This is a genomic window from Caballeronia cordobensis, assembly GCF_001544575.2.
GTDB lineage: Bacteria > Pseudomonadota > Gammaproteobacteria > Burkholderiales > Burkholderiaceae > Caballeronia > Caballeronia cordobensis.
The window spans coordinates 315,540-330,989 of the sequence record NZ_FCNY02000010.1 but is presented as its reverse complement, the minus strand read 5'-3'; the positions used below and the strand labels follow the sequence as shown (position 1 = coordinate 330,989).

Here is a 15,450-nt window from a genome sequence, read left to right as displayed (position 1 = left end):
GGCACCTCTTACCGGCACAGTTGGCCGTCGCGTGCGCATTGATGGACTTAATCGAGTCAACCGACACGCGTAATCAGACAATCGCCAAGGCCTGCTGATTGACGGCCTCAGTACGGCTGGAAAGGCGATACTCGAGCTTTCATGCTTCAGGAATGCAGCTGTGCACCGATGAATACGACTGCCTGTGCGGGCCCGTCCGCCGCCGCGACGGTGACGCCCTCCTCTTTCCGCGGTCCACGAACTACGGGAATCGCGGGTCCTTCGGCGGCGAAGCGCCGACCAAGACAAGCGATTGCGCCGCTGATCACCAAGACGAACAACGTCTGACCGGTTGCGGTAGTCAAAAGTGGAATGCGGATCTCAGCCCCTGCCGCGAGCGAAACGTCGAGGACCGTCACTGGCGTTGGCGGACTTATCGGCGAACGAACTCCGTCGAAGTTGCCGACGGGAATCCTGATGATCGCTCCCCCTCGCTGGACGACCGGAACGTCCTCGGGCTCGACGATCAACGCGAACGGATCGAGGCTCTTTTTCCCATCCGACAGGTCGACGAAAATCTGCAGTGAGTGAACGGTCTTTCCCGACTCGGCCGGCACTTCCTCATGAACGATCCCTGAACCGGCAGTCATCCAGTGCAGCCCGCCGGGCCTGATTAGGTTGCGTGTGCCGATCGAATCGCGGTTAAGCACACCGGTTTCGGAATCGGCAAAGAGATAGGAGACCGCGCACATCCCGGCGTGACGATGAGGCGGGAACGTCGGGCCACCCATCCACGCATGATCAACACCGAGAAACGGATTTAGGATGCGTTCCGAATCGCGCACCGAGAGCGCTCGGAAGTCATCGCCGTGCGTGAACGCTTCCAGTGGTGTAAGCGAGAACATAATATTCCTTACGCAACCAACGTTTCGTTATGCGAAGGGTAGTCCGTGTACCCTACATCCGTTCCGCCGTAGTACGTGGCCGGGTCCGGCTTGTTCATCGGCACATTGAGCTTGAGCCGCTCGGGAAAGTCGGGGTTCGCCAGCACGAGTTGCCCGAAGGACTCGAGATCGGCCAGGCCCGATGCGACATCGCTTCCTGCCTCGGCCGCTGTGCGACCGGGCCGGTTCAGCATCAGTAGGTTCGACCACCGCTGTCGAAGCTCCGCCAGCAAGGCGTCGTTGTCCTTGATCGTAATGTGCAAATACGCTAGCCCGATCTTATCGAGTTCGGAGACGAGATAGCGATACAAATCCGGTCCCTCGTCACCCTCGTCGATACCCCAGATCGACAGGCCCGGCGACAATCGCATAGCCGTTCTGTCAGCTCCAATCTCTTGGGCAACCGCGCGAGCGACTTCGAGTGCGAACCTGCTGCGGTTCTGGATCGACCCGCCATACTGATCCGTGCGTGTATTGGCGCTCTGCGCCAGAAATTGGTGGACGAGATAGGCATTCGCACCGTGGATTTCGACGCCGTCCGCACCGGCCTCGATGGCGCGACGGGCCGCGATACGAAATTCCTCTACCACTCCGGCGATCTCATCCGTCTGCAACGCTCGCGGCACCGGAATATCCTGCATACCGGTGGCGGTGAACATTCCGGTTGCCGGAGCAATGGCGGACGGGGCTACGCCTTGACGATGGTGGGGCGTATTATCAGGATGCGACATGCGACCGACGTGCATCAGTTGAATGAACATGCGGCTGCCTTTTGCATGTACAGCTTCGATGACAGTTCGCCAGCCTGCTACATGCCGATCGGTATAGATGCCGGGTGTCGCCAGATAGCCCTGACCGTCGTCGGACGGCTGAGTGCCCTCCGCCACGATCAGACCGACGCCCGCGCGCTGTGCGTAGTATTGCGCTGCAAGCGGGCCGGGCGTTCCATCGCCAAGTGCTCGCGAGCGCGTCATCGGTGCCATGACCATTCGATTCGACAGTTGATTCCGGCCGATGCGCACCGGGCAAAACAATTGATTCATGATGGGTACTCCAGGATTGCTTTAAGCGTCCGCGGACGATGCAGTGAGGCGTGCCGGTAAGACGGTTGTTTAGTGGTAGTTCAGAATGGCGACAAGTTGCTGGCCGACAGGAGTAGTCCAATCGACAGCAAGTTCAGCGATGATCTGGTCGACCGTCGTAATGACAGCGCCGGCCCTTTCCATGCGGCGCAGCGCGATCTCATTACCAAATTTGGTGTTCGATGCCGATGCGTCCGCCGACACCTGGACTTCATAGCCTTCATCGAGCATCTGAAGGACCGGAAAGTTGACACAGATGTCCGTCGTGACACCTGCGACAATTAGGTTCGTACGTCCAGTAGCGGCAACCGCTTCATTGAACCCGTCGTGGTGCATAGCGTTCACAATGCCCGGCCGCTTAATACGGGCAGCGAAGGCTTCCGGGAGTATCTCCTGTAGCTCAGGGAGCAAAGGCCCCTGAGCACGGTCCTCCATGCTTGATGTGAGCACCACAGGGATCTTGGCCGCTTTTGCGATCCGCGCCAGCTTGAAGGTATTTTCCCGCACCAGATTCAAGTCGTGCGAATGCGTCCAGGCAAGAGTCCCAACTTGGTGATCGATCAACAGAATTGCGGCATTTTCCGGGGTAAAGGCTTTCTTATGCATGGCTAACTCCTATCTTTTGAGATTTTTGCCAAGGCGCTTCTCGCCTGGGCACGCTTCAAATTTAACCTTGATCGCGTTTTCGAAATAGCCGTAAAATGCCGTTCTTGTTGTTCAAAAATTTTGAATACGATGATCGTAGGCACGCCCACGTTTGACCAGCTTCGCGTCTTCATAACCGTGGTGGACGAGGGTAGTTTCGCTGCCGCGGGGCGGCGACTGAGACGCGCTACCTCGGCAATTAGCTACTCGGTAGCGGCACTTGAAGAGCAACTTGGGATCGAACTGTTTGATCGAAGCAATTCAAGACGACTGACTCTGAGCCATAATGGGAAAATCGTGCTTGCACAGGCGCGCAATCTTGCGGGGGGACTCAACGACTTAAAAGCACGCGTCGCCGGCATTCTTGAAGGCTTAGAGCCCGAATTAACGCTGGTCGTTGATGTCATGCTCCCGGTTGAAAGGCTGATTGACGCCATCCGGGCCTTTGAAGAAGAATTCCCCACCGTCACGATAAGGCTCAATGTCGAAGCCCTAAGCGCGGTGTCGCGGCTAGTTCAGCAAGGGGTGGCGCGGTTAGGTATTGGAGGACTGCTGCATAGCGACGAAACTGATCTTGAGCGCGTGGCGATTGGCGCCGTCGAGATGATGCCGGTCGCCGTTCCATCTCATCCTTTAGCCGGGCCCGAACGAGGTGTTGTGGGCGCATCGAAGCATCATCGGCAAATACTACTTACCGTGCGGAGCGCCTTTGAAGACAAGACGACAATGGCTGTGTTCGCTCCGGAGACGTGGTCGCTTTCCGATCTCGGAGCGAAGCGAGCATTGTTGAACGCCGGCCTGGGGTGGGGTTATATGCCCGAACATTCGGTGCGCGACGACCTTGCATCAGGTCGTTTGGTTCGCCTCAACATTCCCGAGCTTCCCGGCGGCATGTATCCATTACAGATCATGTACCGCACGGATGCGCCGCCGGGGCCGGCCGGTTCGTGGCTGATTAAGCGGCTCACCGCGCAACAGTGATTTGCTCAGATCGACCGAGCCTACTAAGAAGTGACGCTTTGGCTGTCGTCTGAGTTCGACATCTCTTTAACACGAGCGCTGCTGCTATCATCCTCACGACTTGCACGTCGGCATTGCGGGGGGAAATGTATATTCCGGCTACGCTTCAATAACCTTACTCCGCTGTTCGGAAGAGCGCCGTTGCTTATCGGGGAGTCACCAAGGTAGGGCGAGCCGGGGCGCAGCTCGTCGCTGTCTCGAAGAGATGCGTCTTGAGTAATGCCCGAGCGTCGCTAGGAATGCCACGAAATTCAACGGCGATTGTACTAGTTGAGAACGACCCCTCATTCGCCGGTTACTTCTAAAACTGATATGTGGCGTCGTGTTTTTCGGGGTGGCGCGCGCCGGTTCCACACGAAGATGCCCCGTGCGTTGCGTCTGCGAGCAGAGGCTCATTGCTTTGACGTCGGTGCTGGCTGGTGTGTCTGGAGCCACGTACGCATGAAATTGAGCTGCGCCTGCTGCGAATACACCATGCTCTGAGCCAGCTTGCGTAGCTCAGGATCCTTTCCATACTGGAGCTCCACTTTTGCTACATCTACGGCTCCTTGGTAAAGCGGCGTCATTTGAGCCACGAAATCGTAGTCGGCATCTCCGGTGTATGGCAAATTCGTCTTGCCTTGAATCATGGCTTGGTTGGCAGTTCTGTAAGCGTCGGTCGACGGAACGTCCGATGCTCGCGCAGCAGGTCCTGGGTTGATCGGAGGCTGCTGCGCCCAACCATTTCCGGTTACTGCAGAGGCGAGAACTACTGCTGACAAGAGAAGCGCTCTGAAATTGGGCATTGTGTCCTCAAAAAGTCTGCGCTGAGTGCCGGCGTGGGCTCGTGAACGAGGAACCGGCATTCCGCGATGCATAGATCTTGGGTAAGAGCAAGAGATACCTGCTCGCCTGGACCCACTTGGCGCAGACCAGGAGGTGCGTTCAACGCAGCTTCAACGTCCCTATGCGATTAGCAGCTGAACCGGTCACCGAATCGGCTCCCTTGTCACATTGAATTGCTCGTTGTGGGTCTGCGCCCCTTTTCCGGTTGCTTCAATCTTCGCGCGGGCACTCTGAAGGTTCTCTGAAAAATGCATCCAGTCGGCTGGGTTATACCCAGCTTTTTCGTACTGAGCGAGCTCTGCGCGCACTTCAGCGCGGGTCCGTTCCCCCGCAGCTTGAGCCGAAGCACCGAGCGCGAAAGAGAAAAAAGAAACAGCTATAACGATTCGGGCGAGCGCCTTCATGAAACCTCCGTGATTCGAGTGGCAGCAATTCATCTTCTAAGTGCTGCCCCCGAATTCTATGAGCTAGTCTCATGAGGGTAAATACCGATTTGCGAGACAGTTTGTCGCTAGAAATGGGAAAATCGCTCGCCATGCCACGAGCGCTTCGGCACGGCGGGAGGGTGTAACCCGGCGCTCGCACCGCCTTACTCAAGCTTCGCTACGTATGCGCGACGGCCGCCCCATCCAACTCGGCCGTCACCGGCGCGCCGGTCAGTGCTGCTCAATCGCGAGGCTAGCGCACCCTGCACGCAACTTCTGATTGCGCTGCAACCTGAGCCTGCGGTGCGCGAACCGGTAGCCAAGGTAACGATCGCCCAAATCATCGAGTAAGCAATCAGCGTCGTTCGGTTCCATCGTTCGAGCGATGCGATTCGAGCGGCACTTCGTGATGGTCCATCCAGTCCCACTGAAACGTGGCGGGGGACCAAGACCAGCGAAAGCGGTTCCAGCGCTCCGCACGTTCGTTCAACGTCGAGGCCCGTGAAGCCGCAGTTTGAGAGCTGACATTCATTATGTATCTCCAAGTCTGGGGGGATTTCAACGATGGCGCTTGTCCGGTCTGAAAGCTCCGTCCTCGGAAGTCCGGCTCTCCCTTGCCCTCAGACTCGTGAGCGCCGGACGCCTGATCTTCAAAAGAGCTGTCGAAGCCCCATCATGACGCCGGTCTGATTCGCCCCCGGCGGCGGCGTCGTTCCCGGGCCACCGGCGCTCAGCGTATATCTCGCCCTCGCGCTATTGCCAAGAAAGCCAACCTGCGCGTAGACGGCCGTTCGTTTCGATAGGGAATAGATGCCGCGAATCGTACTGAGCGTCGCTCTAGTGTCGTGATCGTGATTGAGAATCCGGTAGACCGCTCCATCGACATAGAGAGAAGGCGTGATGACGTAGCTGGCGCCCAGATAGAAAATGTTCGACTTGACGCTCGCGGCTGCTTGCGCCGCCGGATCGACCCAGCGTCCAAGCCATCCGCCCGAGATCGTCGCGCCGAAGAATTTGACGTACGCATTGGCCTGAGCCCGTGTGTCCTTGTCGCCGCTGCTGGGAATCGGTGTCGTCGCCACGCCATCAAAGAAGTTGGCGGCTGCGTTCGTACCACCCCGTTGCTGGTCATAGCTGACCACCGCGCCAAAATTGCGCGTGTCGTACTTGGCCATCACGGACCACTGGTGACATTGCTGGAAGTCGCCTGGCACCGATCCGGCGCACGTGCCCTGTCCGGGCGAATTGCCGGTTCCTGCCGCGTCGCGCCCGAATGAATAGGTTGCGCCGAGCGTGAATCCCGCGAATGTTCCCTTGTAGGCGATGGTGTTGTCGCTTCGGGCATTCGGAATGTAGCTGTCCAGCGATCCGAGACTGTAGATGGCCGGACCCATCACGTCGTTCTCGAGCAGCGCGTAGAACGTCATCGTGTACTGACGGCCGAACGTCAGCGTGCCGTATTCCGAACCGAGGCCTACCCAGGCTTGCCGTCCGAAAAGACGGCCGCCTTGACCCGCATCGCCCGCGCGCACGTTGAAGCCGTTTTCGAGAACAAATAGCGCGCGATATCCCCCGCCAAGATCCTCGCTGCCGCGAAGGCCCCATCGCGAAGGCAGTGAGCCGGTGATGGCGGGCATGCGAATAACGCGGTCGCCCGACGCATTCGCATGGGAAACATATTCGAGCCCTGTGTCGATGATGCCGTAAAGCGTGACGGAGCTTTGCGCGTGTGCGGCTCCCGCAAGCAAGCAGACGGCTCCCGCCGCAACCAGGCAAGTCCTTTTCATGTGATTTCCAAACAAAGTGGTGAATCGATAAGCGGATTGCGCCGTTCTCGTATGGGAATTAGACGGCTTCGACTGCATCGGAATGACGCCAGTGCTTCTGTCGCTTCATGAAGAAGAAGATGGCCGCTACAGGGATAACTGCCAGCAGAAATGGCGCTGCGAACAGGTAGTAAAGGTTATGGACCTGCCAGCCGTGGTCGATCAGCATGCCGACGAGGAGCGGTGCCGCGATCGCGCCGAGTCTGCCCATGCCGACTGCCCAACCCACGCCGGTGGCGCGAGTTTTCGGCGGATAGAGAAGCGGCGTCAGCGAATAAAGGCCGCCGACGCATGCGGTAATCGCGGCGCCCAGTGCGATCGCTGCCGGCATGGCGAACTGGAGTTGCGAAGCGTTCGCACCGAACATCAAGAGCAGCACGCCGCTGACCACCAGAGCCGTGGTCAGCAGCGTTCTAAGTTTCCCGCGGCCCGAGACCAGGCTGAACAACGTGCACCCGATAATGCCGCCCGCATTCAGCAGGACACCGCCGGTCACGCCTTGCGAAGCGGACATGCCCGCCTGGACCAGAAGCCTCGGCGTCCAGCTCATGACGAAATAGAATCCGGCCATCACAAGCGCGAAGGCAAGCCAGATCAGGAGCGTCCGCAACACGATCAGCGACGGCGCCATGGTCAGTTCGTCCGACCCAGCGCTTGCTTCCCGAGAGTCCTCGATGCGCGGCAGTTCATCGATCGTGTCCTGCTTCATGCGCCGCAAGATGGCGTTCACCTTGTCCAGCGCACGTTGTGGTCGCCGTGCAATCAGGTCCAGGGACTCGGGAAGGCCGTACCATGCAAGCGGAATCACCAGCGCCGTGCTGATGCCGCCAAACAGGAAGGCGCTTCGCCAGCCATAGCGTGCCAACAGCAGTGCGCTCACAGCGCCGCCCAGCGTCGCGCCGAGCGTATAGCCGGCCGACTGCATGCTGATCGCTGCGCTTCTCCACTTGTCGGACGCGTACTCCGAGGCGATGACCGCGACGCTCACCATCATGCCGCCGATGCCGAGTCCCGTCATGACGCGCAATGCCACAAGTTGTTCCAACGTCTGAGCACATGCGGAAGCCAGCATGCCCGCGACGATCGCAAGCAGGCACAGCAGCACGAGCGGCCGGCGCCCGATGCGATCGGCGCACGGTGCAACGATGAAGCCTCCGGCCGCCATGCCGAACAGGCCGGCGCTGAGCAACGCGCCGAGCTGGCTACCATTGAGATGCCAGTCCGATGCCAAGTGCGATGCCGAAAACGCGACGGCCAGCACATCGAAGCCATCCAGCATGCTCAGCGCGACGCATACGACGAGCACCATCTTCTGGAACGAGCTCATTCGGCCCTCGTTCGTGGCCTTCGTCAGCTTGTGTTTCATTTGTCTTCCTCCAGTATTGCTGCCCCGACGGACTCCGTGGAGCAGTCGTCCTCTTGTGGGATGCCTGTTTTTGAGCCGGGTCGGTCTCTTCAATGGTGTTGTTCGGTACACGCTAGTTGCTGTCGAAGATGCAGGGCTCGAGCGCCCGCCACCACGGTCATGCTGGGCAGCGTCGCGCCCTACGCCGGACCGGTCACATGAATGGCGCCTTGCCGCGCATCAGCAACGCCGGAGCCGTAATCCGGTCCACGCACGACGTGACGACGCCGGAGCGTCTCGACCAGGATCGTTCCGCCGCCGGCACCCACCTGTGAGATGTCTCCGGGCTCATGACCGCGCCATCCGGATCGTCAAGTCGCCAAGGCCTTCGACGCGCGCCTTGACGACGTCGCCGGGCGTCACGGGGCCGACGCCCGCCGGCGTGCCGGTCATGATGACGTCGCCCGGATGCAGCGTGTACATCGCCGATGCGTATTCGATGAGCCGCTGAACGTTGTAGATCAGGTACTGCGTATTGGACTTCTGGCGCGGCGCGTCATTGACCGTAAGTTCCAGGTCGAGCGTGTTGGGATCCTCGATCTCGTCGACGGTCGTGATCCACGGACCGATAACCGCGAACGTATCCGCCGACTTGCGGAAGCCCGCGAATTCGGGACCGCGCACCGTCATGTCCAGCGCCACGCAGTAACCGAACACGTAATCGAGCGCCTTCTCTCTCGAGACTTTCTTGGCCCGCCTGCCGATGACCACGCCGAGTTCCACCTCGTGATCGGTGCGGCGGTCCGGAAACGGAAACTCGACGATACCTTCGGGTCCGTTCAGCGACGTCGGTGCCTTGATGAACAAACCAAACTGTTCGAGCGTGGTGAAGGTCTTACCGTGTGCGATCTGCTGATCCGCATTGGCCTCGTCGATATGATCGCGGTAATTGATCGGCGCCCCGATGATCTTGCCCGGATTGGCGACCGGCGCGAGCAGCTTGGCCGCCGACAGCCGCACCGTATCCGCGTGGCGAAGAAACGTTTCGATCTGGTCCTCGATACGAGGAAAGTTTCCGATGATCCAGTCGTAAGGCGGATATGGCCAGCCCGGCTCACCCAGAGCGTGGAACAGCGGCGTGATGTCGTGAATCCTGTCCCCACGGACAACGCCAATACGGTTATCGTTGAAGCGGCAAATCTTCATGGCTTATCCTGCGTCAGGGTGAGTCAACCGCGCGTTTCGCGGTAAAGGCCGAGCTTCTCGTACACGGGACGATCGGAGTAAGTGAACATCACGGCGTCGCTGATGTCGCCGGCACTCATGCGCCAGCGGCTCCATCCCGGCACGATGAAGACGTCGTTCTCGGCGATATCTAAGCGCCCGGCACCTTCTATCTCGACGGCAGGCGAACCCTCGACGCCGACGATGACCGTACCCTCCACCGATCGGAAGAACTCCGTGGTAAGGCCACGCGGAATCAGGCGCATCGACGCGGCAATGGTCGGGATGGCCCAGCCGCCGGTGAGCGGGTTGGCGTAGCGAACGTTGACGCCGTGACAGGCATCGACGTCCGAGTAGCGCGCGAGCCGGTCGAGCACCTCGCGCGTGCGCGCATAGGGATAGTTGAAGATCGGCGATGTCGGCCCAGCGTGGCTGCTATCGATCGGCAGCAATGCGTCGGAGTAACGTGTCAGCACCTGATCGGATTCGCCAGTGCGGGGAAACTGATTCGATTCCTCGTATTCCTCGCGAAATCCGGCCCGCAGGAAACTGACGAGCGGAACGTCGAGTCCGTCCAGCCAGACGACAGGTCCATCGCCGTCGTTGCCGTGGTCGTGCCACGTCCACGCGGGCGTCACGATGAAATCGCCGCGCAGCATTTCAGTGCGAACGCCGTCAACCGACGTATAGCCGCCCGTGCCTTCGAGCACGAAGCGCAACGCAGACTGGCTATGACGATGTGCCCGCGCTATCTCACCCGGAAGAATCAGTTGGAGGCCGGCATAGATCGTATCGGTCGCATTAGGCAAACCTTCCAACCCGGGATTCATCAGCATCAGAACGCGCCGCTCCGCTTCTTCCGCGCTCACCACAGCGCCGGATTCGATTAGCCGGTCGCGCATCACGGCCCACTTCCACGCATGCGGCCTGGCCTTCGGTCGCGGCTCATTGGGGACAAGCCCTTTCAGGACGTCCCACAGCGGTGCGACGTTGAGTGCTGCGAGTCGTTCCCGATATGAAACCGAACGGTCTGATTCCTGCGCTCTTACGGCGCTGTCTGCGTGCGCGCTCATGGCGAACTCCCTCTGTAACGTGGGGCGGCGATAGGTGAAAGGGCTTTCACTGTGACGATGGATGAAGCGCCGTGCCCTATCTATCGCGATATATTGGATAGGCATCCGAAAAAATAAATGGAATGTCCTGACACACTGTTCTTCCATTTTTCCCAAGCAAGGATCAGGCGTCTTCCAGTTCGATGTAGACCTGGCCCTCCTCTATCCGCACGGGGTAGGTCCGGATATCCACGGAGAGCGGCGCGCACATGGCCTTACCGTTGCGCACATCGAACCTTCCCTGATGCAGCGGACATTCGATCTCGTGGCCATCGAGAAAGCCGTCGCATAACCGCGCGTGGCCGTGCGTGCAGATATTGTCGGTCGCGTAGACCGAGCCGTCGACGCTATAGAGTGCAATCTCCCGGCCCTCTGAGGTAACCGCGGTCACGTCATCGGCGGGCACCGCAGCAAGCTCGATCACTTTCGCCCAGGTCTTTGTCATCGAGCACCTCAAATCGGATAGATGAGCGAGTTCGCGACCATTTCGCTGTCGAACACGCAGGTTCGGCTTTTCAACCTGAGGCCTTGCGGCGTGCGCTGAATGACATCGATATAGCGGCCGACGTTGAATACGGTGGTCAACTCGTCCTGCTTCGTACGAAACACGGCGTAGTTCGCTTCCGACCGGATATGACGGCTGTCGACTTCCCGGACGATGGGTGCGCCGACGACATGCCTCTGGTAGTACGGGTCATGGAAGATCGTTTCTGTCATGCCATACACCCGGTCTTTCAACATGCCCTTGCTTTCGAAGGACATCGTTGCGAGCGGAAGGCCTCGATCGAAGTTCTCGCGAGGCTGAACGCGGTACAGGCACTCGTCGGTAAAGAATTCAGGCCAGCGATCCCAGTCGGCGCTGTCCAGCACGGCCGCATACTCGGCGTAAAGCCCGATAAGTTCCTGATAGGTCTCGAAATCGAGCATGTCAAATCTCCATCACCTTGCGCCAGTACTCGAACATGCCCCGAATCAGGGTCTCGCTGACGTTGTGATCGGCATCGGCGATATCCCGTCCGCCGAGTTGTGCGAGCGCCCGATAGAACGGCTTTTGTTCGACGCCTTCCTGCGAGAACTCGATGACCTCACCGTCGTCGGCCGACACGAATCCCGCCGGGCCGAAGAGATTCGCCTGGCGCAAACGCCGGCGCGTCATCTCCTCGCTGTCGTCCTCGAAGCCGAAGTGCGTCCAGACGAAATCGAACGATCCGACGCCGTTCGGCACGATCTGGCGCGTCGACACCGAATTGATCTGCTGCTGGATGATGAGGCTCGGGAAGATCGTCAGCATGGCGACGGTCAGATCGCCCCACCACGGTTCGTGAACGATGTCGAGAAAGCGGTCGTCGTTCAGTTTCATTTCTTCCTTGAAGCTCGACACGCCCTTGGTCACTTCGCTCTTTCCCTGTGCACCGCGCACGCCGATCATTGCAGCGTGGCGAAACTTCTCGTCCATCTTTAGCGCTGCCTTGCTGTCAGCGCGCCACAGTCCGAACGTGAGGAACCAGGTATGCAGCAAGCCCGCGTGATACGGATCCTTGATGTTCTCCTGCATGAACTTCCAATTTGCCGGAATTCGCTGCCGGTTGTAGCCTAGAATCTTCAGCTTCCGTCCGTCGAATACGCGGTCAAATAGCGCAAGGATCGACGGTCCGAGGAATGCTTCGAGCGGCTCGACATCGTGGTCGAAGGAAGCGAAGATCACACCGTTGCGGGTCGCCACTTTCAGTTGCGTCAGACCATGCTGTTTCGGATCAAAGTCCGCAGGCATGCCGCCGTTGACCCTGCCGTCCGCCTTCACGCCTCGCCGGAACGGCACACCGATCAGATTGCCCTTAAGGTCATAGTTCCACTGGTGATATGGACACGTCAGGTCTTTTCGATTGCCGAACTTGTCCCGGCAGAAGCGCACGCCGCGATGCGCGCACACGTTTTCCACCACAGCTACTTCGCCATCCTGAGAGCGCGTCACGATCACCGAGCGCTCGCCGATGGACGTGCGCTTGAAGTCACCGGCGTTGGGAATCTCCGCTTCCAGACCCACGTAGCACCAGTGACCGGAATAGAAGAAACGATCGAGCTCCTTCCGGTAGATCGCTTCCTGGCTATACGCCCAGAACGGAATATGGCTGGTATCGTCCCCCTTCCAGACAGGCCGGATAAAGTCGATCGGGCTCTCATTCATGATGACGTCTCCTCTGGTGCGGCAACTGGGAACTGCTTGATCGAGACTCGCTTGCATGAAAAGCATCGGCGTAAATCCGGCCGGGGTCGACGCCCTTCCTGCGCAGCAGCGCGGACGAAGCGTCGACCATCGCCGGCGCGCCCGCCACATACGCGCGCCATCCGTCGAGCGTGTCCCAGTCGCCGTCGACAGCATCGGTCACCATGCCCGTGCGATACGGAACGCGCTGTTCGCCGGAAGCCAGCACGACATGGACACGCAGGCCGGGCAGGCATTCGCGCAACGCGTCGAGCCAGTGGGTGCCATAGACGTCCGCTTTGGAACGCACGCCGAAATACAGATGGATCGGCCGGCTTGTCTGCGACTCGGCCATGCCGCGAACAATTGACAGGATCGGCGCAAGCCCGGTACCACCGGCAATGCACAGAACCGGGTCATCCGACTTTCTGCGAAGGTAGGCGGTACCCAGAGGTCCGCTAATGCGAACTGCGTCGCCCGGCTTGAGATCGGCCGCAACGAAGGACGTCACGCGCCCATTGGGCACCAGCCGTATATGAAACTCCACTTCCTGGCCGTTCGCCGTGCCCGCCATCGAGTAAGGACGGACGTGTTCCGGCGTGAACTGCACGTTCGCGTACTGACCGGGAGAGAAGTTGAATGGTTTGGACAATGCCAGCCGCACCCGTTTGATATCGTGCGTCAGGTCTTCTATGTCGATGACCGTCGCCTTGAGTATCTTCGGCGGATGAACCACGATCTCGTCGACCTCAGGAATCTCGATCACGCAATCCTCGATGAGCGTCGTGCAGCATGCGAGCACGGACTGGCCGCCCGTGACGCGCGAACCGCCTGCTTCGGTGCCGAGCGTCACGGCTGAGCCGGCGACCACGGTGCAACGACATGTGCCGCAACGGCCTGCCATGCAGCTGTACGAAATCGGGATCGCATGAGCGCGCAGTGCGTCAAGCAGATTGGCGCCGCTCGTCGCCTCGATATCGCGCTCTAGCGGCAGGACAGAAACCTTCATGACTTCCGTGTCTCCATGCTTGCGTTTGATGCATGATGCACGGAGCCGAGAAATCGATAAATAGAATCTCCTTGATACGCAAAATCACTCAGATTGATAATGCTTTTGCCAAATGGGGCAGCCGATGGAACTTCACGATATCGATCTCAACCTGCTTGTCGTCTTTCAGGAGCTATTGCAGCAGCGACGTGTTTCGGCCGTCGCCACCGCGCTCGGCACGTCTCAGCCGGCCATCAGCAATGCGCTGGCGAGGCTGAGAAAGGTGCTTGGCGACGAACTGTTTCTGCGAACCTCGAAAGGCATGGTTCCGACGCCGTTCGCTGAGGCGCTGGCCGAGCCGATCGCCAATGCACTGGGCGCGATTCACCATACGTTGAATCAGATGTCGGTTTTCGATCCGGCATCGAGCACGCGAGCATTCACAGTCGCGATGACAGACATCGGCGAGATCTCGTTCCTGCCGGTCCTGATGCGCAAGCTCGCGTTGATCGCACCGGGTGTGACGATTAGCACGGTGCGCAACCAGTCCGACACACTCCGCGCGGACATGGAGCATGGCCAGGTAGACCTTGCCATCGGCTTTCTACCAGATCTGAAGGGGGGATTTTTTCAGCGCCGCTTGTTCCGTCAGCGTTACGTCTGTCTGTTTCGCGCCGATCATCCGCTGGCCGGCGCGGGCATGACGAGCAAGACGTTCTCGGACGCCGAGCATGTGTCGATCGTGGCCGAGGGGACCGGACACGGCATGGTCGATACCGTCATTCAGCGGGCCGGCATACGCCGTAACGTCCGCTTGCGCGTGCCGCATTTCGTTGCAGTTGGGCATATTCTGCAAACGACCGATCTGATCGCCGTGGTGCCGCACGCCTATGCGATGAGTACGCTCGCGCCTTTCGGACTCATCAGCGCCCCGTGCCCGATCAAGATTCCCGACATCACCATCACCGTGCTATGGCACGCGCGAAACCATCGTGATCCGGGCAATCAATGGCTCAGGCAGACGATGTTTGAAACCTTCGCGCCCTGATGTCGTCGCCACGCGTACTGCACGTGGTCCGCGAGTTCAGCGCGAACCTGAACACGCGTCTCTCATGAGACAGAATCGAGGGCCCAGCTTCAAGACGTTGAACTGCGGCCGTGCGCTCCGGTATCGGCCCGGAGCGTCTGCCTGACGCGCGCAGCGGCCTACCTGAGCCCCGCTACGTATTGGGCGACGGCCTGAACATCCGACTCGCTCAGAACTTCCGGGAAAAGCTTTGGCATGGCACCTGACGGATTGCGCACGAATGACTCGATGCCCGGAACACCACGACGTTTCGCGACATCGACGAGCGACGGCCCGACCGCACCGCCTCCCGATGCGCCATGACAGGACGCGCATCGTGCGACATATACCTGCTGTCCGCGTTCGGAGTCGTCTTTAGACGACGATGCCGTAGAGGCTCCGCCGAGCAGTGCAATACTGTCCGCGTCCGGGGACGCCGGAACCGCCGCGAGATACGCTTGAATCTGCGCCAGATCGCGATCAGGCAGGATTTTGCTGCTGTAGAGAGGCATTTGCCCCTTCGGCGAGCGGACGTAGTCCGTCATCGCCTCTACCGGCAACGGGGACGGTGCGAGGGCGGGCCCGGACATGATGCTGCCCTGCCCCACGGGCCCATGGCATTCGTAACAGCCCTTTTTCATGTACAGCGCCTGTCCGGCTTGAACGTCCGCCTGTCCAGCCATCGCAGGCGGCGAGGTCATATCGATCCAGCAGGCAAGCGCACTCACGGCCAGCGCGATCATGCGTATCGGCTTCATGTGCGCTC

16 protein-coding genes are annotated in these 15,450 nt (G+C 59.7%); 2 read left to right on the top strand and 14 right to left on the bottom strand.

What is annotated here, in order from left to right; genetic code table 11:
- Window positions 1-146 precede the first annotated feature (146 nt).
- The 3 genes from AWB70_RS21525 to AWB70_RS21515 all read right to left on the bottom strand — a co-directional run bounded on the left by AWB70_RS21525 (window position 147) and on the right by AWB70_RS21515 (window position 2,611).
- Entirely contained in the window at window positions 147-884 is a 738-nt protein-coding gene (locus AWB70_RS21525; RefSeq protein ID WP_053572557.1) for a pirin family protein, read from the bottom strand.
- 8 nt (window positions 885-892) lie between these two features.
- Window positions 893-1,966: an alkene reductase gene (locus tag AWB70_RS21520; protein WP_053572556.1), complete on the bottom strand. Its 1,074-nt coding sequence runs from the start codon at window positions 1,964-1,966 to the stop codon at window positions 893-895.
- Between the two features lie 69 nt (window positions 1,967-2,035).
- Complete coding sequence (locus AWB70_RS21515; protein WP_053572555.1) at window positions 2,036-2,611, bottom strand: isochorismatase family protein; 576 nt, start codon at window positions 2,609-2,611, stop codon at window positions 2,036-2,038.
- Between the two features lie 129 nt (window positions 2,612-2,740).
- Here AWB70_RS21515 and AWB70_RS21510 point away from each other — a divergent pair, with 129 nt between their 5' ends.
- The gene (locus AWB70_RS21510) at window positions 2,741-3,631 is read left to right on the top strand and encodes a LysR family transcriptional regulator (protein WP_053572554.1); all 891 of its coding nucleotides are present in this window, start codon (window positions 2,741-2,743) and stop codon (window positions 3,629-3,631) included.
- Window positions 3,632-4,062: 431 nt separating this feature from the next.
- Here the strand turns inward: AWB70_RS21510 and AWB70_RS21505 are convergent, their stop codons facing one another.
- The 10 genes from AWB70_RS21505 to AWB70_RS21460 form a co-directional block, all read right to left on the bottom strand.
- Window positions 4,063-4,455 (bottom strand): DUF305 domain-containing protein, encoded by a 393-nt coding sequence (locus AWB70_RS21505; RefSeq protein WP_063786790.1) that lies wholly within the window; start codon window positions 4,453-4,455, stop codon window positions 4,063-4,065.
- A 183-nt stretch (window positions 4,456-4,638) separates the two neighbouring features.
- On the bottom strand, window positions 4,639-4,899 hold the full coding sequence (locus tag AWB70_RS21500) for a DUF4148 domain-containing protein (protein ID WP_053572552.1): 261 nt from the start codon (window positions 4,897-4,899) through the stop codon (window positions 4,639-4,641).
- A 671-nt stretch (window positions 4,900-5,570) separates the two neighbouring features.
- Entirely contained in the window at window positions 5,571-6,707 is a 1,137-nt protein-coding gene (locus AWB70_RS21495) for a porin (RefSeq protein ID WP_053572551.1), read from the bottom strand.
- 58 nt (window positions 6,708-6,765) lie between these two features.
- Complete coding sequence (locus AWB70_RS21490) at window positions 6,766-8,112, bottom strand: MFS transporter (protein WP_053572550.1); 1,347 nt, start codon at window positions 8,110-8,112, stop codon at window positions 6,766-6,768.
- Between the two features lie 327 nt (window positions 8,113-8,439).
- Window positions 8,440-9,297, bottom strand: coding sequence for a fumarylacetoacetate hydrolase family protein (locus tag AWB70_RS21485; protein ID WP_053572549.1), 858 nt, complete (start codon window positions 9,295-9,297; stop codon window positions 8,440-8,442).
- 23 nt (window positions 9,298-9,320) lie between these two features.
- A complete protein-coding gene (locus tag AWB70_RS21480) occupies window positions 9,321-10,388 on the bottom strand; it encodes a cupin domain-containing protein (protein WP_053572548.1) in 1,068 nt (355 codons plus the stop codon).
- 163 nt (window positions 10,389-10,551) lie between these two features.
- Complete coding sequence (locus AWB70_RS21475; RefSeq protein WP_053572547.1) at window positions 10,552-10,872, bottom strand: non-heme iron oxygenase ferredoxin subunit; 321 nt, start codon at window positions 10,870-10,872, stop codon at window positions 10,552-10,554.
- An 8-nt stretch (window positions 10,873-10,880) separates the two neighbouring features.
- The gene (locus AWB70_RS21470) at window positions 10,881-11,354 is read right to left on the bottom strand and encodes an aromatic-ring-hydroxylating dioxygenase subunit beta (RefSeq protein WP_053572546.1); all 474 of its coding nucleotides are present in this window, start codon (window positions 11,352-11,354) and stop codon (window positions 10,881-10,883) included.
- Between the two features lies 1 nt (window position 11,355).
- Window positions 11,356-12,612, bottom strand: coding sequence for an aromatic ring-hydroxylating dioxygenase subunit alpha (locus AWB70_RS21465; RefSeq protein ID WP_053572545.1), 1,257 nt, complete (start codon window positions 12,610-12,612; stop codon window positions 11,356-11,358).
- Window positions 12,605-13,639 carry an FAD-binding oxidoreductase gene (locus AWB70_RS21460; protein WP_053572544.1) on the bottom strand — a complete coding sequence of 345 codons (1,035 nt, stop codon included), beginning with the start codon at window positions 13,637-13,639 and terminating at the stop codon, window positions 12,605-12,607. The genes AWB70_RS21465 and AWB70_RS21460 overlap by 8 nt, the downstream gene beginning before the upstream one ends.
- Before the next feature lie 124 nt (window positions 13,640-13,763).
- On the opposite strand from AWB70_RS21460, the gene AWB70_RS21455 reads away from it, so the two are divergent.
- On the top strand, window positions 13,764-14,666 hold the full coding sequence (locus tag AWB70_RS21455) for a LysR family transcriptional regulator (protein WP_053572611.1): 903 nt from the start codon (window positions 13,764-13,766) through the stop codon (window positions 14,664-14,666).
- Between the two features lie 158 nt (window positions 14,667-14,824).
- Here the strand turns inward: AWB70_RS21455 and AWB70_RS21450 are convergent, their stop codons facing one another.
- Window positions 14,825-15,442 carry a c-type cytochrome gene (locus AWB70_RS21450; protein ID WP_053572543.1) on the bottom strand — a complete coding sequence of 206 codons (618 nt, stop codon included), beginning with the start codon at window positions 15,440-15,442 and terminating at the stop codon, window positions 14,825-14,827.
- Window positions 15,443-15,450 lie beyond the last annotated feature (8 nt).